Annotated in this window: 15 protein-coding genes; 9 read left to right on the top strand and 6 right to left on the bottom strand. The window is 70.5% G+C overall.

Features of this window, described 5'->3' with window-relative positions; all coding sequences use genetic code 11:
• Positions 1–18: 18 nt before the first annotated feature.
• The 3 genes from ABZS61_RS24130 to ABZS61_RS24120 all read right to left on the bottom strand — a co-directional run bounded on the left by ABZS61_RS24130 (position 19) and on the right by ABZS61_RS24120 (position 4,370).
• Complete coding sequence (locus ABZS61_RS24130; protein WP_356424826.1) at positions 19–1,404, bottom strand: endo-1,4-beta-xylanase; 1,386 nt, start codon at positions 1,402–1,404, stop codon at positions 19–21.
• Positions 1,405–1,855: 451 nt separating this feature from the next.
• Complete coding sequence (locus tag ABZS61_RS24125; protein WP_356424823.1) at positions 1,856–2,497, bottom strand: SIMPL domain-containing protein; 642 nt, start codon at positions 2,495–2,497, stop codon at positions 1,856–1,858.
• 25 nt (positions 2,498–2,522) lie between these two features.
• Positions 2,523–4,370 (bottom strand): serine hydrolase, encoded by a 1,848-nt coding sequence (locus ABZS61_RS24120; protein WP_356424820.1) that lies wholly within the window; start codon positions 4,368–4,370, stop codon positions 2,523–2,525.
• 282 nt (positions 4,371–4,652) lie between these two features.
• On the opposite strand from ABZS61_RS24120, the gene ABZS61_RS24115 reads away from it, so the two are divergent.
• Complete coding sequence (locus tag ABZS61_RS24115) at positions 4,653–5,756, top strand: ionic transporter y4hA (RefSeq protein WP_356424935.1); 1,104 nt, start codon at positions 4,653–4,655, stop codon at positions 5,754–5,756.
• Positions 5,757–5,796: 40 nt separating this feature from the next.
• Here the strand turns inward: ABZS61_RS24115 and ABZS61_RS24110 are convergent, their stop codons facing one another.
• Entirely contained in the window at positions 5,797–8,211 is a 2,415-nt protein-coding gene (locus tag ABZS61_RS24110) for a penicillin acylase family protein (protein WP_356424817.1), read from the bottom strand.
• Positions 8,212–8,362: 151 nt separating this feature from the next.
• On the opposite strand from ABZS61_RS24110, the gene ABZS61_RS24105 reads away from it, so the two are divergent.
• The 3 genes from ABZS61_RS24105 (at position 8,363) to ABZS61_RS24095 (ending at position 11,742) form a co-directional block, all read left to right on the top strand.
• Positions 8,363–9,889, top strand: a complete 1,527-nt coding sequence (locus ABZS61_RS24105; RefSeq protein ID WP_356424814.1) for an acyl-CoA synthetase — start codon at positions 8,363–8,365, stop codon at positions 9,887–9,889.
• A 271-nt stretch (positions 9,890–10,160) separates the two neighbouring features.
• The gene (locus ABZS61_RS24100; protein WP_356424811.1) at positions 10,161–10,697 is read left to right on the top strand and encodes a sortase; all 537 of its coding nucleotides are present in this window, start codon (positions 10,161–10,163) and stop codon (positions 10,695–10,697) included.
• Positions 10,698–10,836: 139 nt separating this feature from the next.
• A complete protein-coding gene (locus tag ABZS61_RS24095; RefSeq protein ID WP_356424808.1) occupies positions 10,837–11,742 on the top strand; it encodes a class F sortase in 906 nt (301 codons plus the stop codon).
• A gap of 27 nt (positions 11,743–11,769) precedes the next feature.
• Here ABZS61_RS24095 and paaK read toward each other — a convergent pair whose 3' ends face one another.
• On the bottom strand, positions 11,770–13,059 hold the full coding sequence (gene paaK / locus ABZS61_RS24090) for a phenylacetate--CoA ligase PaaK (protein WP_356424805.1): 1,290 nt from the start codon (positions 13,057–13,059) through the stop codon (positions 11,770–11,772).
• A gap of 214 nt (positions 13,060–13,273) precedes the next feature.
• Between paaK and ABZS61_RS24085 the strand changes: the two genes are divergently transcribed.
• The gene (locus ABZS61_RS24085) at positions 13,274–14,794 is read left to right on the top strand and encodes an alpha/beta hydrolase (RefSeq protein WP_356424802.1); all 1,521 of its coding nucleotides are present in this window, start codon (positions 13,274–13,276) and stop codon (positions 14,792–14,794) included.
• Between the two features lie 44 nt (positions 14,795–14,838).
• On the opposite strand, the gene ABZS61_RS24080 is transcribed toward ABZS61_RS24085, so the two are convergent.
• The gene (locus ABZS61_RS24080; protein ID WP_356424799.1) at positions 14,839–16,473 is read right to left on the bottom strand and encodes an FAD-dependent monooxygenase; all 1,635 of its coding nucleotides are present in this window, start codon (positions 16,471–16,473) and stop codon (positions 14,839–14,841) included.
• 261 nt (positions 16,474–16,734) lie between these two features.
• On the opposite strand from ABZS61_RS24080, the gene ABZS61_RS24075 reads away from it, so the two are divergent.
• The 4 genes from ABZS61_RS24075 (at position 16,735) to ABZS61_RS24060 (ending at position 20,880) form a co-directional block, all read left to right on the top strand.
• Positions 16,735–17,859 (top strand): SchA/CurD-like domain-containing protein, encoded by a 1,125-nt coding sequence (locus tag ABZS61_RS24075; protein WP_356424796.1) that lies wholly within the window; start codon positions 16,735–16,737, stop codon positions 17,857–17,859.
• 74 nt (positions 17,860–17,933) lie between these two features.
• The gene (locus ABZS61_RS24070; protein WP_329214404.1) at positions 17,934–18,368 is read left to right on the top strand and encodes a cupin domain-containing protein; all 435 of its coding nucleotides are present in this window, start codon (positions 17,934–17,936) and stop codon (positions 18,366–18,368) included.
• Positions 18,365–19,633, top strand: a complete 1,269-nt coding sequence (locus ABZS61_RS24065) for a beta-ketoacyl-[acyl-carrier-protein] synthase family protein (protein WP_356424792.1) — start codon at positions 18,365–18,367, stop codon at positions 19,631–19,633. The genes ABZS61_RS24070 and ABZS61_RS24065 overlap by 4 nt, the downstream gene beginning before the upstream one ends.
• Entirely contained in the window at positions 19,630–20,880 is a 1,251-nt protein-coding gene (locus tag ABZS61_RS24060; RefSeq protein ID WP_356424789.1) for a ketosynthase chain-length factor, read from the top strand. Before ABZS61_RS24065 ends, ABZS61_RS24060 begins: the two co-directional genes overlap by 4 nt.
• Positions 20,881–20,889 lie beyond the last annotated feature (9 nt).

Genomic DNA, 20,889 nt, shown 5'->3' with positions numbered 1-20,889 from the left:
GCCGGTGGCCGACTCCGGTCAGGAGGCGGTGCAGGAACCGACTGCGGGCGCCGAGGTGTTGCCGTTCGTCGCGACGGTGAACCCGAAGCTCGTCGAGGCACCCGCGGCGAGATTCCCGTTGTTGCTCGGCTTCACGGTCATCACGTTTCCGCTCGAGTCCCAGGTGGGCGAGCCGTTCCAGGTGGCGCTGACCTTCTGCGGCGAGGCCACGGTCACCGGCACCGTCCACGTACTGATGGCGGAACTGCCGGCCTTGATGGTCACCTGTCCGTTGTACCCGCCGTTCCAGGTGGCGGTCCGGGTGTAGGTGGCGGTGCAACTGCCGGTGCCACCACCGCCGTCCCCGCCACCGGTGGATCCGCCGAGTGCGGCGAGCACCGCGTCGTACGCCGGCTTCTTGTTGTAGTTGCCGTCGAACAGGAGCGGAGTACCGCTGCTGCGCCACGAGTACTTGTCCGTGACACCCCAGACGGTGATGCCGGTGCAGCGCGACACGGCCAGGCAGGCGTTCACCACCTTGGTGTAGTTGGCGGCCTGGGCCGAACCGGACCCCTCGATGTCCAGTTCGGTGATCTGCACGTCGACGCCGAGAGCGGCGAAGCGCTGAAGGTTGGCCTGGAAGTCGCTGGGAACGGGGGAATTGCTGTTGAAGTGCGACTGGAAGCCCACGCAGTCGATCGGCACACCGCGCTGCTTGAAGTCCTTGACCATGTCGTAGACCGCGTTGCTCTTCGCGTTCTGGCCGTCGGTGTTGTAGTCGTTGTAACAGAGCTTGGCGTTGGCATCGACCGTGCGGGCGGTGCGGAACGCCTCCTCTATGAAGCCGTTGCCGAGCTTGTCCTGGAACGGTGAACTGCGCCGGGCCCCGCTGCTGCCGTCCTGGTAGGCCTCGTTCACCACGTCCCAGGAGTGGATCTTCCCTTTGTAGTGCGTCATCACCTGGGTGATGTGGTTGTTCATCGCCGTACGCAGATCGGCGGCACCCAGGCCGCCGACCCAGCCGGGAAGCTGGGAGTGCCACACGAGCGTGTGCCCCCGGACCTTCATGCCCTTGCTCTGGGCACGGCTGACGATCTGGTCGGCGGACGAGAAGTTGAACGAGTTGCGGGAGCCTTCGAGCGCATCCCACTTCATCTCGTTCTCGGGGGTCACCGAGTCGAACTGTGCGTCCAGCGTGGACGCGTACTGCGCCTCGCCGAGGTGATTGGCGGCCACCGCGGTACCGAAGTACCGGCCCTTCGCCGCCGCGGCGTTGCCGAGTGTGCCGACCGCCTCGGCCGTACCGGCGAGAGAGACCACGCCCGCGGCGGCGAGGACGCCCGCCGTGATGAGCGAGACCGCCCGCCGGGCACGGGCCGGCAGGTGCGGACGGGCGAGGGTGTCGCCGGGGGATTTCTTGGCCATCACGTTTCCAGCCTCTTCTCCGGTTGCCGGGCGGAGCGAACTGGGGACCCGGCAAGGTGGTTCGGACCGTTCGAGGAGCTGTGCAGCCGCCGCGGGTGAACCCGGTGGGCGCTCCCGCGGCGGGAGGACGAGCGTTGGAGCAGTAGGGGGCGCGAGGGAGAGTATGCGCTCACTGTGACGAACCGTCAACGCTGCATTTCCGAAATATTTCCGAGCGAACACCCGCTCATGTGTGACCGGGTGGTGATAGGACCTGCACAGAAGGTATGTTTCCGGTATGGAGGAGATTCCTCCGGGCAGGGTCTCCGGCAATCACGCTCGAGCATGACGAAACATGTTCATGAGCAGGTACGAAAGTTTCGGTGACCGAAACGGCGGAACGCGGACCGCTCCTGGGGCGGCCCGCGCTCACTGTCCCTCTCTCGTACTCCTCGCGCCGTGGCGCGCGTCCTCAGTCCCTGCTGAGGGAGAGCCCGATCACGACGCCCGCCGACACGGACACCCTGCCCGGTGTCAGATCGCCCTCGCCGCCGCCGCTCTGCCCGCCGTGGGAGCGGTAGTTCTGCAGCTGCTCCGAGTCCACGTCCTTGATGTGGATGACGGGTCCGAGCCGCACGTCGGCGGCCTCGGCGTACAGGGCTGCCTTCTCGCGTGCCGCGGCCACGGCCGCCGTGCGCGCCCGGGCGCGCAGCTCCTTCTTCGTGCTCACATCGAACTCGACACCCTTGACCTGGTTGGCCCCCGCGTCGACGACATCGATGAGAACGGTCTCCAGGATGTCCAGTTCCCGCAGTTCGATCACGAACGAGGCGGTGCACTCGTAGCCGAGGAACGTGCGCTCGTCGCCGTAGCTCCACTGGGACGACAGGTTCAGCCGCGATGTCGACACGGCGGCCTCGGGCACCCCGTGCCCGCGCAGGACCTCCCGGATCCGGTTCACACCGGTCCGGGTGGCGGCGAATGCCTCCCCGGGCTTGTTCCTGGTCTGCTCGATCGCGACCCGGAGGCGTGCCAGGTCGGGCGCGGCTTCCACGCTGGCCGCACCGAACACCGACACGCCCCACGGGGCATCTATGGACTGGGTTCCATTCATGCCGTCATCCAACCAGCCGGACCGCTCAGTCGGCGGAGAGGATCCAGCCCGTCGCCTCGATGCGGCCCGAGTCGCCGGGCCTGTCCCCGTCGAAGAGCGTGCGGCTGCCGTCCCGGACACGTACACCGTCGACGTACGCACCACGCCCGACGTACAACTGGTCGGTGGTGTAACGCCATCGCAGCAGGACCTCCGTGCCGCGCCAGGCGGCCAGATCCGCCTCGAGACGATGCCAGACCCGGCCCGACCAGCCGGACACCGAGCCCGCCGGGTGCGGCTCGGGCTGCGGGGGCCTGGCTCCGTCCGACGGTACGGTCGTGAACGGCAGGGCCTGCCACGTCGACCCGGAATCCGACGACGCCTCCAGCCGCAGGGAGTCCGAGCCCGGCTCGGTGTCCCACCAGAGCGCGCAGCTCAGCACCGCGTGCGCGGACGCCGGACGCAGCGCGGGCAGGGCGAGTGTGGCGGTCGAGGCGCTTGCCATGCCGGAGAACCAGGCGGTGCGTCCGTGGGCAGGGCGGACGGGAACGGCGCGCGCCATCCGGTTGGCCGCTGCGACCCGCGGGGCACTGCCCGAGCGCCAGCTGCGAACAGGGTGCACCGAGTTGCCGAGGACGATCAGGAACGAGTCCGTGGTCGGATCGAGGACCAGGCTGGTGCCGGTGAACCCGGTGTGTCCCGCGGTGCGCGGCGTGGCCATCGCGCCCATGTACCAGTGCTGGTAGAGCTCGAAGCCCAGTCCGTGCTCATCACCCGGGAACGCGGTGTTGAAGTCGGTGAACATCAGCTCCACCGAGTCCTCGGACAGGATCCGGGACCTGCCGTAGACGCCCCCGTTGAGCAGCGTACGGGCCAGAACGGCCAGATCCCAGGCGCAGGAGAAGACCCCCGCGTGCCCGGCGACCCCGCCCAGGCTGAAGGCGTTCTCGTCGTGGACCTCCCCCCAGACGAGCCCGCGATCCAGGCCGGACCAGGGCAGCCGGGCGTCCTCGGTTGCGGCGATCTTCGGCTTCCAGGACGCGGGCGGGTTGTAGCGGGTGCGGTGCATCCCCAGCGGAGTGGTGATCTCCTCGCGGAGCAGGACGTCCTGGGCGCGACCGGTGATCTTCTCGAGGACCAGCTGCAGCGAGATCAGATTGAGGTCGGAGTAGAGGTACTTCGTGCCGGGGGCGGAGGCCGGCACCTCGTTCCACAGCAGACGGAGCTTCCCTTCCCTGGTCGGCTCCTTGAAGAGCGGGATCCAGGACCGGAAGCCCGAGGTGTGGGTGAGGAGCTGACGGATGGTGACGTCCTGCTTGCCGCCGCCCGCGAAGTCCGGCAGATAGGAGGCGACCGTCGCCTCCAGCTCCAGCGCACCCCGCTCGATCTGCTGCACGGCCAGGATCGAGGTGAACAGCTTGGACACCGACGCCAGGTCGAAGACCGTGTCCTCGGCCATATCGATCTGCTGGTCCGCGGGGAACTCCACCCCCGTGTCGGTCTTCTCGTCGTACGCCGCGTAGCGCACCGCCTTGCCGATGGGCCGGTGCAGGGCCACTGTGCCGCCACGCCCGGCGAGCAGCACGGCCCCCGCGTACCAGGGGTGCGCGGGGGAGTCGGCGAGATACGTCTCCGCGTCGGCGACGAGCCGGTCGAGCGGCTCGGACAGCAGCCCCGCGCGCTCGGCCGAACCGCGGCGGAGTGTGGGTCTGCCCTGCCCCGGCCTCATACCCGTACCAGCTCCCGACTGTGTGCCCGCCTCCGCCCCGAGCTCCGCGGCCGCCGCCGCTCCCGCGAAGGGCATCGGCGCGAGGGCGAGGGCTCCGCCCAGCGCCAGTATCCCGCCGCCCAGCCTCCGACGGCTCATTCCCCTGCCCGACACGTCCCCGGTCATCCGGAACCCCTTCCCCTGATGTGGAAAGCACTTGCGCGAAAGTAACTTTCGAAATCTCGTCCGAGTCTGAAACTTCCTGCCGAAGCAGAGGTTACTGTCACGCCCGCCGTCCCGTACGCCTCTGACGGACAGAAGAATCTGACGTGACATCAGGAGACGCTGGGCGTGCGGATCACGGCGCATTGGCGATCGCGAAGATGCCGGTCCGTAGGTTCACGTGAGCCCGGGGTGCCGTCCCACCGAGCGCTCACGGGCCTCCTCTGGCAGCCTGTGGCCATGAACGTGAGCGCAACGGTCCGTGCCCTGGTCACCCGGTGGACCGTTGCGGTACCGGTCATCGCGGCGGTCGCGCTGGTACTCAGCTGGGGCCGCGAACTGCCCCCGATCGCCGTAGCCGTGGTAGCCCTGTGCCTCGCGGGCGCGGTGCTCGCCGCCGTCCACCACGCGGAGGTGATCGCGCACCGGGTCGGCGACCCCTACGGCTCGCTCATCCTCGCCGTCGCCGTGACCGTCATCGAAGTGGCCCTGGTGGTCACTCTCATGGTCGATGGCGGGCCGAAGGCTTCGTCCCTCGCCCGCGACACGGTCTTCGCCGCCGTCATGATCACCTGCAACGGCATCGTCGGCCTCTCCCTCCTGGTCGGGGCCGTGCGCACCCGGGTGGCCGTCTTCAACGCGGAGGGCACCGGCGCCGCGCTGGCGACGGTGGCGACACTGGCCACCCTGAGCATGGTCCTGCCCACCTTCACGATCGGAAAGCCCGGCCCCGAGTTCTCCTCCGCACAGCTCGGCTTCGCCGCCGTCGCCTCCCTCCTGCTGTACGGGTTGTTCGTCGCCGTACAGACCGTGCGGCACCGCGAGTACTTCCTGCCGCTCACCCAGGACGGCCGGCCGCGCAAGGCCGAGGACGACCCCGCGCCGCTGCCCGGCCGGGGCGCGACCGTGCTCAGCCTGGTCATGCTCCTGGTGGCGCTCGTCGCGGTCGTCGGCGACGCCAAGGCCGTGTCGCCGACGGTCGAGTCGGGTGTCGAGGCCGCGGGGATGCCGCAATCGGTGGTGGGCGTCGTCATCGCGTTGCTGGTCCTTCTGCCCGAGACCCTCGCCGCCGTACGGGCCGCGCGGCGCGAGCGGGTGCAGACCAGCCTCAATCTGGCCCTCGGCTCGGCGATGGCCAGCATCGGCCTCACCATCCCGGCCATCGCGCTCGCCTCGATCTGGCTGGACGGACCGCTCCACCTCGGCCTCGGCGCCACCCACATGGTGCTGCTCGCCCTGACCGTCGTCGTGGGCGCCCTCACCGTCGTACCGGGGCGTGCCACGCTGCTTCAGGGCGGGGTGCACCTGATCATCTTCGCCGCATTCGTCTTCCTGGCGATCAGCCCCTGACGCAGACCACCACTGCGTCAGGGGCCGGTCGGAGCGAGTTCTATCGCCGCTCGTGGACCCGTACCACCCGCAGCGCGGGTGAGCGTGCGATGTCCTTCTCGCAGAACCGCGACGTCACCCAGCGCTCGCCCGAGTACAGCCGGGTCTGGTCGCCGAAGTGCGGTGACGCGGGGTTCGACGACTGTGAGTACGTGAGCAGGGTCCGGGCCACCGGACACGGACCGCCGTCCCAGCCGACCACCTGGATGTAACTGGAACCGGCCGACACCTCGGTGTAGCCGCCTCCTGCCGCGTTCCACACGGGCTCCGTCTTGTTCCACACGCCGAGCGACTCCGTGCCGCCGCCCACCGGGATGCGCTTCCCGTTGCGCACGACGAACTGATGGCTGCCCAGGGGTGCGTCCAGCCCGATCCCCGCCGCCCGCAGCTCGGCCACCGCGTCGGCCAGCGCCACGGCGACCCCCGGCGCCGAGGTGTTCAGGGTGTGCGGGGTCCGGACCGGATCCGCGGCGGAGAACGGCACTTTCCACAACTTGTCGGCGGGGACCGTCCCCGTGGCCCTGCGCCAGAAGCGGTCGAAGAGCAGGGCTCCGGCGCTGCCGGAGTCCATGGTCCGGTCCCAGCGCTTCAGCACGACGCATGCCGCCGACACGTCGACCGGCGAACCGTCGGTGCCGGACGCGGTGCCGCCGGGCAGCGCCGAGCAGGCACGTGCCAGATCAGCGGCCGCCAGGTCACCGGCGGGCGCCCGGTTCGCGAACTGCTGGCGCTGCAGGTCACCGACGGTCAGCCGGCCCTTCTCCGCCATCGCCGCCACGTCCTCGATCGCACCGCGGGTACGCAAGGAGCGCGGAGTGCCGATGGTGCCGAAGACACGCTCGTAGCCGGTCAGCGGTGTGTCCGCATGGGTCAGCCAGGCACTGTCGTTGGAGTTCTCCACATAGGGGGCGTCCTTGAGCACGGGCATCCTGCCCGGCCCGAAGATGCCCGGCTGGAGCGCGTCAGGGTCGGAGCCGAGCGCGCACTCGCTCCTCGATCCGTCGAGCACCGCAAGCCCCGACGAGGGGTACGTGGCCTTTCCCAGCGGGGTGGAGCAGCGCTGGGCCAGGTCGTCCGCGATCCTCGGCAGAACCTGGGACTGGGAGAAGAAGGAGTGACCCCTGGAATCGGCCGCGACCGTGTTCACCCACGGCAGGCCCTGGGTGCGGCGGAGCGTCGACTCGATGTCCGCCGTACTGCGTGCCCTGCTGAAACCGAGCGAGGTGTCCGAGGCGCGCAGGTTCGAGGCGTTGGGATCGTTCAGCGCGTACGCGGTCGTCGTCGTCCACGGCAGCGGCAGCCCCGCCCCCAGCGAGGTGACGACGGGGCCGTAGCGGGTCCACCACTGGCTGCGGGTCACCGGGGCGGCTCCCTTCACGGGCACCGTGACCGTCCGCTTCGTCATGCGCACGCTTCGGCCGTCCACCAGATAGGCCGTCGGATCGGCGGGATCGAGCGTCAGCTGGTGCAGATTGAGCGTGACGCCCGTGGCGACGGTATGGCTCCAGGCGATGTTCCTGTTGTGCCCGATCGACATCGTCGTCGAGCCGAGCAGGGAACCGCCCGCCACATCCAGCTCGCCGGGAATGGTCTGCTGCGACTGCCAGAACCGGCGCCCGCCCTGCCACGGATAGTGCGGGTTGCCGATCAGCAGCCCGCGCCCGCCGGCCGTCGTGGACCCGTTGAAGGCGACGGCGTTGGAGCCCATGTCGGCGTTCTGCGTGGACAGCAGCCGCTGCGCGGCACCGGCTGCGTCCTCGGGCGACACTTCCGGGACGGCCGGGACCGAGGACGGCGGCTGAGCGGCCGTGATGCCTTCGATGCCACGGCCCTGACCGCCGAGCACCGAGATCGCGAAGCCCCGGGCGGCCACGTCCAGCGGGGTGACGGGCCGCACCCAGGAGGCGCCCCGGCAGGCCGGATCGGTGATCCGGTTCTGCTTGATCCACGCGTTGTACCCGGCGGCCCAGCCGCGCATGGTCTCCTTGGCTTGGTGACTCGGACCGGCCGGCGCCGGGACGTTCAGCAGCTTCTCGACGGTGCCGCTCGCGCGCACCCCGCGGAAGTACAGATCGCTGGAGAGGTTCTTCGCCGCCGAGGACAACGAGCCGTCCGGGGCGGCGTCCTGGCCGAAGTACGCCGACCGCTCACCGCGCACGGTCAGGAATCCGTCGGCGAGGACGCACACCTGGTCGGCGGCCTGCGCCCAGCCGTTGCCGAAGCCCAGAGAGGCGTAGTCCTTGGCCACGATGTGCGGGATGCCGTACTCGGTGTACCGGATGACGGCGGACAGTCCGCCGCCCGAAGGACGGTGCTCGGGCGAGGTGCGGGCCGCGGCCGGAGGCAGCGACGCGGCCGCGGTGAACAGGGCGAGTCCGGAGACCGCGAGGAGTCTCAGACGGTTACGGAGGGGCAAGGGTCCTCCCAACTGTGCGGGTGGGAACAGCGGTTGCCCGGGAGTCCCGGACAGTCACGCGCCACTCAGTCAGCCCACCCGTGCACCTGTCAACCGGCTGGTCGGTATCCGGGCTCTTGACCCCCGGCGGCGGGCCGCCCAGGATCACGCCATGACAGGTGTACGCAGCAGCACAGTCGACGGAGTCGTGGCGCGCAGCGCCCGGCGCACCCCCGAGCACATCGCCGTCCGCTACGCCGGGCGGTCCTGGACCTATGCCGCCCTCGACGCGTCCGTCAGTACGGCCGCCGCGGTGCTGACCGGCGCACACGGACTGCGTCCGGGTGACCGGGTCGCCTCGTTCGCCCACAACTCGGATGTCTACCTGATCGCCTATCTGGCGTGCGCCAGAGCGGGGCTGGTCCATGTGCCGGTCAATCAGAACCTCACCGGTGACGACCTGTCGTACATCCTCGAGCAGTCCGGCAGTTCCCTCGTCCTCACCGATCCCGACCTGGCCCAGCGCATCCCCGAGGGGCACGCCGTACGCGCACTGCGCGACGCACCGGACTCACTCCTCGGCGAACTGGACACCCCGCGCCCCTTCACTCCCGACCGCGCCCCCGGCTCCGACGACCTGGTCCAGCTGCTCTACACCTCGGGCACCACGGACCGGCCCAAGGGCGCGATGATGACGCACGGCGCCCTGGTCCACGAGTACGTCAGCGCCGTCACCGCGCTCGACCTGCGCGCCACCGACCGGCCCGTGCACTCGCTGCCGCTCTACCACTCCGCGCAAATGCACGTGTTCCTGCTGCCCTACCTCGCGGTGGGTGCCGAGAACACCATTCTCGACGCCCCGGACGCGGGCCGGATCTTCGACCTGGTCGAGGCAGGGCAGGCGGACAGCCTCTTCGCCCCGCCCACGGTCTGGATCGGCCTCGCCAACCACCCGGACTTCGCCGCGCGGGAGCTCGGCGCCCTGCGCAAGGCGTACTACGGCGCCTCGATCATGCCGGTGCCCGTACTGGAACGGCTGCGCGAGCGGCTGCCCGGGCTGGCCTTCTACAACTGTTTCGGGCAGAGCGAGATCGGCCCGCTCGCCACCGTCCTCGGCCCCGACGAGCACGAGGGCCGGATGGAATCGTGCGGGCGGCCCGTGCTCTTCGTCGAGGCGAAGGTGGTCGACGAGCACGGCAAGGACGTACCTGACGGCACGGCAGGCGAAGTGGTGTACCGCTCCCCGCAGCTGTGCCAGGGCTACTGGGACAAGCCGGAGGAGACCGCCGAGGCGTTCCGTGACGGCTGGTTCCACTCCGGCGACCTCGCGGTCCGCGACGCGCAGGGCTACTTCACCGTCGTCGACAGGGTGAAGGACGTCATCAACTCCGGAGGCGTGCTGATCGCCTCACGACAAGTGGAAGATGCTCTTTACACCCATCCGGCAGTGGCCGAGACGGCCGTCGTGGGGCTGCCCGACGAACGCTGGATCGAGGCCGTCACCGCGATCGTCGTACTCCGTGGCGAGGCCACCGAGCGCGAACTGATCGCGTACGCCCGCGAGAAGCTCCCCCACTTCAAGGCGCCGAAGAGGGTTCTCTTCGTGGACGGGCTGCCGCGCAACGCCAGCGGAAAGATCCTCAAGAGGGAGCTGAGGGACCGATTCTCCGGCAGCCGGACCTTGAGGCCGGGGGAGTAGGCCGCAGGCTCCCCCCGCCCTCGGGACGATCGGATCACCCGCCGTGCTTAGCCCGTTCGCCGTCCGCCCGTCGGTTCCTCCGCCGTCCCCGCCTCCGCTTCGGTGACCTGCGTAAACGATCACGCAGGTGCGTCCTCCTGCGCCTGGCCGGGTGACGTGTACGGCGACATGTCATGTTGCGGATGTGACGGGCTGTCGGTTGCCTCAGGAACGGAGCACAGCAGAGGTACCGCGCAGACAGGCCGGACCCTGCTCCCGTAGGAGGATCCTCATGCGCAACACACGCGTCGGTGCGGGTATCTGTCTGATCGTCGGTGCCCTCGGGCTCTCGGCCCCGGCCGCGGTCGCCGCCACCGGACCTGCCGCCGAGCCCAGCATCCGCATCAGCCCCGGAAGGGCCACGCCCGGTTCCCAGGTCACGGTCAGTACCAAGGCCTGCGGCAAAGAGACCTACGGCAAGGGCACGTCGGAGGTCGGAGGGGCGTTTCACCTCTTCGCGGGTGAGCGCAAGGGCACGCTCGTCGGCGTGTTCGAGATCCCGGAGGGGACCGTCGCCCGCACCGACACCGTGATCGTGAAGTGTCCGCCGCGGATCATGATCACGGATACGTACCGGATCGCCGACCGCGTCCAGAGCGGCGGTGGAGCCCCGAGCGGCGGTCATACGCCGAGCGGTGGTGTCGACGCCGGCTTCGGGGCTCCCACGGACAAGGGCACGCAGCTCGCCGCGGGAAGCGTGCTGCTGGCCGGTGCGCTTGCCGGAGGTGTGGTCAGGATGCGCCGCCGGGTGAGCCCCGTCGGAGCCTGACCGCGTTCGTTCCGGCCGCGTTCGTGAACCGATCGCGGCCGTGTCCTGTCCGCGGGCCCCGGATGCCGTACCGGCCCGGGAGCCCGCGGGCTTCCACCCCCTCCAGTAATTCACCCGCTGCGAAGCAGAGGCACACGAGATGGAAACCGGGCGCAGGTCCAGCACGTCACCGCAGTCGTTCCCCGCGGTCAAGCATCTTGTCTGGGCCCTGGTCGCGGGCACCGCGCTCGTGATCAGCGGAATGCGTGACGACACACCACCACAGCCTCCGACCACGCAGGCCATCGCGGCTCCCGCACCTTCCGCGCCCGTCCGCAGCGCTCCGGCGCCGGCAGCCGCCCCTCCCGCGCGACCGGCGATCTCCCGGGCCTACACCGCCCCGGTGGGTGCCACCCGCGCGGTGCCCGCCTACGTGAGCCCCGCCCCCGTGCCGGCGGAGCTCGCACCCCGGGCACCCGTACGTCCCGCCCCCCTGCGTCCCCTGCCGGCCACGTCCGCCCCGGCGGCTCTGGCCCCCGTGACTCCCGCACCGGCGGCTCCGTCCCCCGGCCGCACCGCCCCGGCCGCGCGGCCCGCCGTCGACCCGCTCCCGCCGTCGGACCCGGTCCGGCTGCGTATCCCCGCTGTCGGTGTGGACGCGCCGGTCGCCCGGCTGGCCCTCGACGCGGCGGGGGCACTGCAGCCTCCGCCCGACGACAACCCGGTCCTGGCCGGCTGGTACGCCGACGGCACCGCTCCCGGCGCCGTGGGCACCGCCATCACCGCCGGACACGTGGACACCCGTGTCGGACCAGGCGTCTTCCACCGGCTCGGATCCGTCCGTAAGGGCGCCACGATCGAGGTCATCCGGGCGGACCTGCGCACCGCCGTGTTCACCGTCTACGCCGTCGAGTCCTACGACAAGAAGAACTTTCCGGACAAGAAGGTCTACGGCCCGTCGTCCCGGCCCGAGATCAGGGTGATCACCTGTGGCGGGGGCTTCACCAAGAAGTCGGGGTACCAGAGCAATGTCGTCGTCTTCGCCGCTCTGACGGCGACCCGCTGACCGGCGGGGTCCGTGCCGGGCCGTGCCTCAGGTGGCGTCCCTGAGGTCGACGATCCGCTTGATCTTCCCGACCGACCGCTCCAGCACCTCAGGATCGACGATCTCGACCCCGACCGTCACCCCGACCCCGTCCTTCACGGCCGCGGCGATCGACCGGGCGGCGGCGGCGCGTTCGTCCGTCGTGGCCCCGGCCCGCGCCTCCGCGCGTACCGTCAGGGCGTCCAGGCGGCCCTCGCGGGTCAGCCGCAGCTGGAAGTGCGGCGCCACCCCCGGGGTCCGCAGCACGATCTCCTCGATCTGCGTCGGAAAGAGGTTCACCCCGCGCAGGATCACCATGTCGTCGCTGCGCCCGGTGACCTTCTCCATCCGCCGGAAGGCCCGCGCCGTACCGGGAAGCAGCCGTGTCAGATCACGGGTCCGGTAGCGGATCACCGGCATGGCCTCCTTGGTGAGCGAGGTGAACACCAGCTCGCCCTCCTCGCCGTCGGGCAGCACCTCGCCGGTCAACGGGTCGACGACCTCCGGGTAGAAGTGGTCCTCCCAGATGTGCAGCCCGTCCTTGGTCTCCACGCACTCCTGCGCGACACCCGGACCCATCACCTCGGACAGCCCGTATATGTCGACCGCGTCGATGGCGAAGCGCTCCTCGATCTCCCGGCGCATCTGCTCGGTCCACGGCTCGGCGCCGAAGATGCCGACCTTCAGCGACGTCGTACGGGGATCGACCCCCTGGCGCTCGAACTCGTCGAGCAGGGTCAGCATGTACGAGGGCGTGATCATGATGATCTCGGGACGGAAGTCCTGGATCAGCTGAACCTGGCGGGCCGTCATGCCGCCGGACGCGGGAATGACGGTGCAGCCGAGGCGCTCCGCCCCGTAGTGCGCCCCGAGTCCGCCGGTGAACAGCCCGTATCCGTAGGCCACATGGACCTTGTGGCCCGGGCGCCCGCCTGCGGCCCTGATCGACCGGGCGACGACGTCGGCCCAGGTGTCCAGATCCCGCTCGGTGTACCCGACCACGGTCGGCCGGCCGGTCGTCCCGCTGGACGCGTGGATGCGCCGTACCCGCTCCTCGGGGACGGCGAACATCCCGAAGGGGTAGTTGTCCCGCAGGTCGGCCTTGACGGTGAACGGGAAGCGGGCGAGGTCGGCGAGCGTGCGGCAGTCCTCGGGCCGCAGACCGGCCTTGTCGAAGGCCGCCCGGTAGAAACCGACGTTGTCGTACGCGTGCCGCAGCGTGGTCCGGAGCCGTTCCAGCTGCAGGGCCTCCAGCTCGTCGCGGCCGAGCCGCTCGGCAGCGTCCAGCAGAGCCGTCATGCGGATGATCCTCTCGCCGAAGCAGACGACCGATCGTTCGGTCGATGTCCCTGGGAGTAGTAATTCAGGATGCCGACGCCATGGCAAGAGGCATGACGTCCATCAGGAGGTGCCGGGCAGGCAGGCGCTCCGCCCCTTCCCGGCAGCGTGGCCGCCTGATCGCTGTGGGCGTATGCGCCCGCAGCCGCCCGCCTGCCCTGTTTGGATGGCTGGCATGCCGACTTTCCGCACGTACGACGGGACCGAGCTGGCCTACCACCTCGCGGGTGACGGGCCCCTGCTGATCTGCCTGCCCGGCGGACCGATGCGGGCCGCCCGCTACCTCGGGGACCTCGGCGGGCTCTCCCGCGTGCGCCGGCTGGTCCTCCTCGACCTGCGCGGCACCGGGGACTCCGCAGTCCCGGAGGACCCGTCGACGTACCGCTGCGACCGGATCGTCGACGACGTCGAGGCCCTCCGCACGCACCTCGGCCTCGAACGGATCGATCTGCTGGCCCACTCCGCGTCCGGGAGCCTCGCGGCGCTCTACGCCGCGAAGCACCCCCAGCGACTGCGTACCCTCACGCTCGTCACTCCCAGCACACGCGCCACCGGCATACCCGTCACCGACGAGGACTGGCGCCAGGCCTCCGAGCTGCGCAGCCAGGAGCCCTGGTACGCCGAGGCCAGGGCCGCGCTGGAAAAGGTCTGGGCCGGGCGCACCACGGCCGACGTCCGGACCGCTGCCCTGCCGTTCACCTACGGGCGCTGGGACACCGCGGCCCGGGCACACGCAGCCGAAGCCGCCGCCCAGACCAACGCCGAGGCGCGGTCGCTCCACCACCCGCATGACGGCTTCGAAACCGCCGCAGTCGTCGAGGCCCTGCGGAAGCTGGAGGCGCCGGTACTCGTCGTCGCAGGGGAGTACGACGGCGGCCCCAGCCCCGACCGCGCGGCCGAGCTCGCCGCGCTCTTCCCGCACGGCGAGCTCGTCGTCCAGCGGGGCGCCGGACACTACCCATGGATGGACGATCCTGGCTCCTTCGTCCGCACCGTCACCGCTTTCCTCGACCCCGGGGTCAGCAGCGTGCAGGCAGGCGGGAACCGGCTCGCCTACCGGACCTGGGGCGATCCCGGCTCCCCGCCCCTCGTGCTCGCCCACGGGCGGGGCGGCAACAGTCTGGACTGGACGGGAATCGCCGAACAGCTCGCCGTACGGCACCGGGTGTACGCACTCGACTTCCGGGGCCACGGACTCAGCGACTGGCCCGGCCGCTACTCCTTCGAGTTCTTCCGTGACGACCTGCACGCGTTCCTGGAGGTCCGCAATCTGGCCGGCGCCGTCGTGGTCGGGCACTCGATGGGCGGCGCGGCGGCCCTGATGCTCGCCGAGCAGTACCCGGGGCTGATCGGCGGACTCGTCATCGAGGACGCCCCGCCCCTGCTCCCGCTCGACCCGCCCCGCGCACCGGCCGAGCGGCCCGCCGGAGAACTCGGTTTCGACTGGGCGGTGGTGGACTCCATCGACGCCCAGCTGAACGCCCCCGATCCGGCGTTCCGGGAGCGCCTGGGCGAGATCACCGCCCCCACGCTCGTGGTCGGCGGATCCCACAGCCACATCGACCAGGAACAACTGGCGTGGACGGCCCGCCGGATACCCGGCGGGCAGTACGTCCGGGTCGACGCCGGGCACCTCGTGCACCACGACAACCCGGACGCCTTCCTCACCGCCCTGAGGTCGTTCGGAGTCGGGTGAGGTGTGGTGGGTGAAGCCGTCGACGAGGTGCGCCGGGCGACCGGTCAGTCGCGGTGGAGCAGCGTCGTCAGTACCTCGTACAGAGTCGCCTCGGGGTCGGCCACGCCGCCCTCGGACCGCCAGGCCACGAAGCCGTCGGGGCGCACGAGCACCGCACCCTCGGGGCTCGTGCCGTGGGCCGCACTCCAGTCGGCCTCGTTCGCGGGCTCCAGAGCGGCACCCGGAACCGAACCGATCGTGAAGGCTTCCAGACGCACCTTCAGGCGTTCCGCCGCCCGGACCGCCGCCGCACGCCATTCCGGGTAGGCGGCATCGCACAGGAGCACGAACGACTGCTCGTACAGATCCAGCGTCGACAGGCGCGCCCCGCCCCTGACGACCCACAAGTGCGGTGCACGGGTGCCGGGTTCGCCCGTGAGACCCATACCCTCGGGTACCACCGGCAGGTCCGTGTCCGTGCCCAGCACCGCACCCCGGAGATAGCGGTATCCGAGCGCGACCGTGAGCATGCCGCCCTTGCGCCCACCGGTCGGACCGGGTGACCCGGCGTAACCCGGGTGGCTGTGCTCTCCCGAGCGGGCGGATGCACGGGCGCTCGTGGCCTTCGCCACCGGCAGACGCTCCGCCTCGTACGTCCCGAGGAGTCCCGGCCCCGCCTCGCCGGAGATCACAGCAGCCAGCTTCCACGCCAGGTTGTGCGCGTCCTGGATGCCGGTGTTCGATCCGAACGCCCCGGTGGGGGACATCTCATGGGCCGAGTCACCGGCCAGGAACACTCTGCCCGACCCGTAGCGCTCCGCGACCCGCTCCGCGGCGTGCCACGGTGCCTTGCCGGTGATCTCGACATCGAGACCGGGCGCTCCGACCGCCTTGCGGATGTGCTCCGCGCACCGCTCGTCGCTGAAGTCCTCCAGCGTCTCGCCCCGGTCCGGCTGCCACGGCGCGTGGAAGACCCACTGCTCCTCGTTGTCCACCGGAAGCAGCGCCCCGTCCGCCTCCGGGTTGGTCAGGTAGCAGACGATGAAGCGCCGGTCGCCCACGACCGAGGCGAGCTGCCGCGACCGGAAGGTGATGCTCACGTTGTGGAACAGGTCGCCCGGCCCCGACTGACCGATGCGCAACTGCTCCCGGATCGGGCTGCGGGGTCCGTCTGCGGCGACGAGGTAGTCCGCCCGGACCGTGGTGTGCTCCCCGGTCTCCCGGTCCTTCACGACAGCGGTCACACCGTCCGGGTCCTGCTCGAAGGTGAGCAGTTCGCTGGAGAACCGCAGCTCGCTGCCCTGGTCACGGGCATGGGTGACCAGCACGGGCTCCAGGTCGTTCTGGCTGCACAGGCACCAGCCGCTCGGGCTGAACCGGGCGAGACCGCCACCCGGGTCGATCTCCTTGAACAGCCACTCCTGGTCGTCCCCGGTGAGCGAACCCGCCTGGAGGATGCCGTGGTTGTCCTCGAGCACCGAGGCGGCGTCCCGGATCAGCTGCTCGGCACCGGCGGTGCGGAACAGCTCCATGGTGCGGACGTTGTTGCCGCGCCCCCGGGGGTGGGTCGACGTGTTCGCGTGCTTCTCGACGAGCAGGTGGCGGACGCCGAGCCGGCTCAGGAAGAGGGAGGCGGACAGGCCCACCAGGGAGCCGCCCACGATGAGGACTGGTACGCGCAGGTCGGTCTTTTCGTTCATCAGTTGCTCCAGCTCGGACGCAGGACGGATGCAGTGTCCATGCCCTCGTGCGGAGGCTTCGGTCACCGCCTCACCTGAACGGTTCATAAATCTGGCGCCGCCCGTACCAGCGTTCCACGATCAGTCGCGGGAGCGAACTCGCGATGCGGGGGCGGACAACACGCATCGGCGGGGAGGGACCTGCTCCGCTTCCACCGAAACCGACGGATGACGAGGGACCACGCGACGTGGCCGCCGATCCGTCTCGAAGGAGAGCGAAAGATGACGACGACACTCTCGGAACGCATATCGCAGTCCGCCTTCGACGGTTCGAGGCTCCGGGTCATACTGCTGCTGGACCTGCACGACGGCGCCCAGAACCAGTTCCTCGAGGCGTACGAGCACATGCGGAACCAGGTGGCCTCGATCCCCGGGCACATCAGCGACCAGCTGTGCCAGTCCATCGAGAACCCTTCGCAGTGGCTCATCACCAGCGAGTGGGAGAGCGCCCCGCCCTTCCTCGCCTGGGTGAACAGCGAGGAGCACGTCGCGACGGTGCAGCCGCTGCACAGCTGCGTGCGCGACACCCGTTCCCTCCGCTTCAGCGTGCTGCGCGAGACCGGTGTCGCCTTCGAGCAGCGGACCCCCGAGCCGGCCAAGGGCCGTCTCCAGGCCGCCCCGCGTCTGGGCGACGGAGTGGTACGCCACGCGCTCACCTTCACGGTGAAGCCGGGTACGGAGGAGATGGTCGCGAAGATCCTCTCCGACTACGACTCCCCGCAGGCACGCGTCGACGAGAACACCCGGCTGTGCCGTACCTCGCTCTTCATGCACGGGAACCGAGTCGTGCGAGCGGTGGAGGTCGAAGGCGACCTGATGGCGGCGCTGCGCCACGTCTCGCGTCAGCCCGAGGTCAGGGCTGTCGAGGAGGCCATCAACCCGTACCTGGAGCAGGACCGCGACCTCAGCGACCCCGACTCCGCCCGGATGTTCTTCACCCGGGCCGCACTACCGACCGTCCACCACGTGAAGGCCGGCCGGCACGCCGCCGCGGACGTCCAGCGGCACGCGCTGTTCTACCAGGCGAAGGAAGGCTGCGGCATGGCGTTGGCCCGGCTGCTCGCAGGCCAGGACGAGGAGGCCGCGGACGACGTCGCAAGCCCCATCGAGAGCAGCACCATCTTCCAGCGCGACGACATCGTGGTGCGGCTCCTCGAAGTGAGCGGCCCGTTCGACGCCCAGCCCACCCAGGCGCTCGGCATCGGCGGCGCCCGCAAGGCGGCCATGCTCGGCCGGCTGCTCGACGGCGGTGCCAACGGCATGCCGACGACCGACCAGGAGGCCGCACGTTTCCTCGCCCAGGCAGAGATGAGCCTGATCACCGACCGTCGGGCCACCGAGTCCTGAACGGCTTCACCGGCATCCCCGGGGACCGCCCCGGGCTGCCGTCACACCGCACACGCGCCTGGAGGAGAGCAGTCATGACCACGCACCGGCCTCGCATCGTGGACCTCAGCGAGACTCAGCCCAACCGCAGGCGCGGAGGCGACCTGCGCGCCCTGCTCACACCGACCGCCGTGGGCGCCACCAGCGGCTTCATGGGGCTGGCCATCGTCAACCCGGGTGAGCGCATCGGCGAGCACTACCACCCGTACTCCGAAGAGTTCGTGTACGTCGTGCAAGGGCTCCTCGAAGTGGACCTGGACGGCGAACCGCACGCGATGCGGCCCGACCAGGGGCTCCTGATCCCCCCGCACGTCCGCCACCGCTTCCGCAACGTGGGCGACGTGGAAGCGCGCATGGTCTTCCACCTCGGTCCGCTCGCCCCGCGCCCGGAACTCGGGCACGTGGACACCGAACACACGGACGTCGCCGAGCGCGGAGCCCCGCCAGAACGAACGGAGGCTGCGTCATGACCCGTCGTGTGGCCGTCACAGGGGTCGGCGTCGTCGCACCCGGCGGCATCGGAGTCCCCGCGTTCTGGGACCTCCTCTCCAGCGGACGTACCGCGACCCGCGGCATCACCCTGTTCGACCCGGCGGCCTTCCGCTCGCGCATCGCCGCCGAGTGCGACTTCGATCCTGCTGCCCACGGCCTCGACGAGGACCTGGTCGCACGATCGGACCGGTACGTCCAGTTCGCCCTGGTGGCCGCCAGGGAGGCGCTGAGCGACGCCGGACTCGACCCCGAGAAGGAGGACCCCTGGCGCATCGGGGTGTCCCTCGGCACCGCGGTCGGGGGCACCACCCGCCTCGAGCACGACTACGTCGCCGTCAGCGGGAGCGGCAAGCGCTGGGACGTCGACCACCGGCCGGCGGGAGCCCACCTGGAGCGGGCGTTCTCGCCCAGCACCCTCGCCTCGGCAGTGGCCGAGGAGGTCGGCGCCCACGGGCCCGTACAGACCGTCTCCACGGGCTGCACCTCGGGCCTCGACGCGATCGGATACGCCTTCCACTCCATCGAGGAAGGCCGGGTCGACGTCTGCATCGCCGGTGCGTCGGACACACCGATCACGCCCATCACGGTGGCGTGCTTCGACGCGATCAAGGCGACCTCGGCGAACAACGACGACCCGGAACACGCTTCCCGGCCGTTCGACGCCCGCCGGGACGGCTTCGTCATGGGCGAGGGCGGAGCCGTCCTCGTACTCGAGGAGCTCGAACACGCCCGTGCCCGCGGGGCGACCGTCTACTGCGAGATATCGGGCTACGCCACCTTCGGCAACGCCTACCACATGACTGGTCTGACCGGCGAAGGCCTCGAGATGGCCGAGGCCATCAACACCGCCCTCGCGCACGGCCGGATCAACGCCTCGCAGGTCGACTACGTCAACGCGCACGGCTCGGGCACCAAGCAGAACGACCGGCACGAGACGGCAGCGGTGAAACGGGCCCTGGGCGCACACGCGTACAAGGTGCCGATGAGCTCGATCAAGTCCATGGTCGGCCACTCGCTCGGCGCCATCGGCGCCATCGAGATCGCCGCGTGCGTGCTGGCCATCGAGCACCAGACGGTGCCGCCGACGGCCAACTACGAGACCGCGGACCCCGAGTGCGACCTCGACTACGTGCCGCGCACCGCACGGCCCCTGAAGCTGCGCAGCGTGCTTTCGGTCGGCAGCGGGTTCGGCGGATTCCAGTCCGCCGTCGCTCTGACCCGAACAGGCGGGAGGACCCCATGAGTACCCGGACACACCGGCGATCCGTCATTACGGGGATCGGTGTCGTCGCCCCCAACGGGACCGGCGCCGGTGCCTTCTGGAAACAGACGCAGGAAGGCGTCAGCGTCCTCGACCTGGTCTCCCGCGAGGGCTGCGAGAACCTTCCGCTGCGCGTCGCGGGCGAAGTCAGGGACTTCGACCCGGTCGCGTTCATCGAGGAGCGCTACCTCGTCCAGACCGACCGCTTCACGCACTACGCGATGGCGGCCGCCGATCTGGCCCTCGACGACGCACGGCTCGGCCGCGCCGACTACGAGAGCGCCCCGTTCAGCGTGGGCGTGGTGACCGCCGCCGGGTCCGGCGGCGGCGAGTTCGGCCAGCGCGAACTGCAGCGGCTGTGGGGGCAGGGCTCCCGCTATGTCGGCCCGTACCAGTCCATCGCCTGGTTCTACGCCGCCAGCACCGGCCAGATATCGATCCGCGGCGGCTTCAAGGGACCGTGCGCCGTCGTGGCCAGCGACGAAGCCGGTGGCCTGGACGCGCTCATGCACGCCGCACGCTCCATCCGGCGCGGCACCGACGCCGTCGTCGTCGGCGCCGCCGAAGCGCCCCTTGCGCCGTACTCGGTCGTCTGCCAGCTCGGCTACGAGGACCTCAGCACCTGCGACGAACCGACCCGCGCCTACCGCCCGTTCACCTCGGACGCCTGCGGGTTCGTACCGGCCGAGGGCGGCGCGATGCTGGTGGTCGAGGAGGAGACGGCGGCCCTCGGCCGTGGTGCCCGGATCCGTGCCGAGCTGGCCGGCCACGCCGCCACCTTCACCGGAGCGTCCCGGTGGGAGCAGTCCCGCGAGGGACTGGCGCACGCCATCGAGGGGGCGCTGGCCGAGGCCGGCTGTGCCCCGGAGGAGATCGACGTCGTCTTCGCGGACGCGCTCGGTGTGCCCTCGGCGGACCGAGCCGAGGCGCTGGCCATCGCCGACGCGCTGGGCCCGCACGGACGGCGCGTACCGGTGACGGCGCCCAAGACCGGAATCGGCCGTGCCTACTGCGGAGCACCCGTACTGGACACGTCCGCCGCAGTACTCGCGATGGAACACGGTCTGATCCCGCCGACGCCCAACGTCTTCGAGGTGTGCCACGACCTCGACGTGGTCACCGGCCGCGCGCGCCCCGCGGAACTGCGGACGGCGCTGGTACTGAGCCGAGGGCTCATGGGCTCGAACGCGGCGCTCGTGCTGCGCCACCCCACCGACACCCCTCAGTGAGAAGGAGTC

This window comes from Streptomyces sp. NPDC005566, assembly GCF_040605575.1.
Taxonomy (GTDB): Bacteria; Actinomycetota; Actinomycetes; order Streptomycetales; family Streptomycetaceae; genus Streptomyces.
This window is presented reverse-complemented; position numbering and strand designations above follow the sequence as displayed.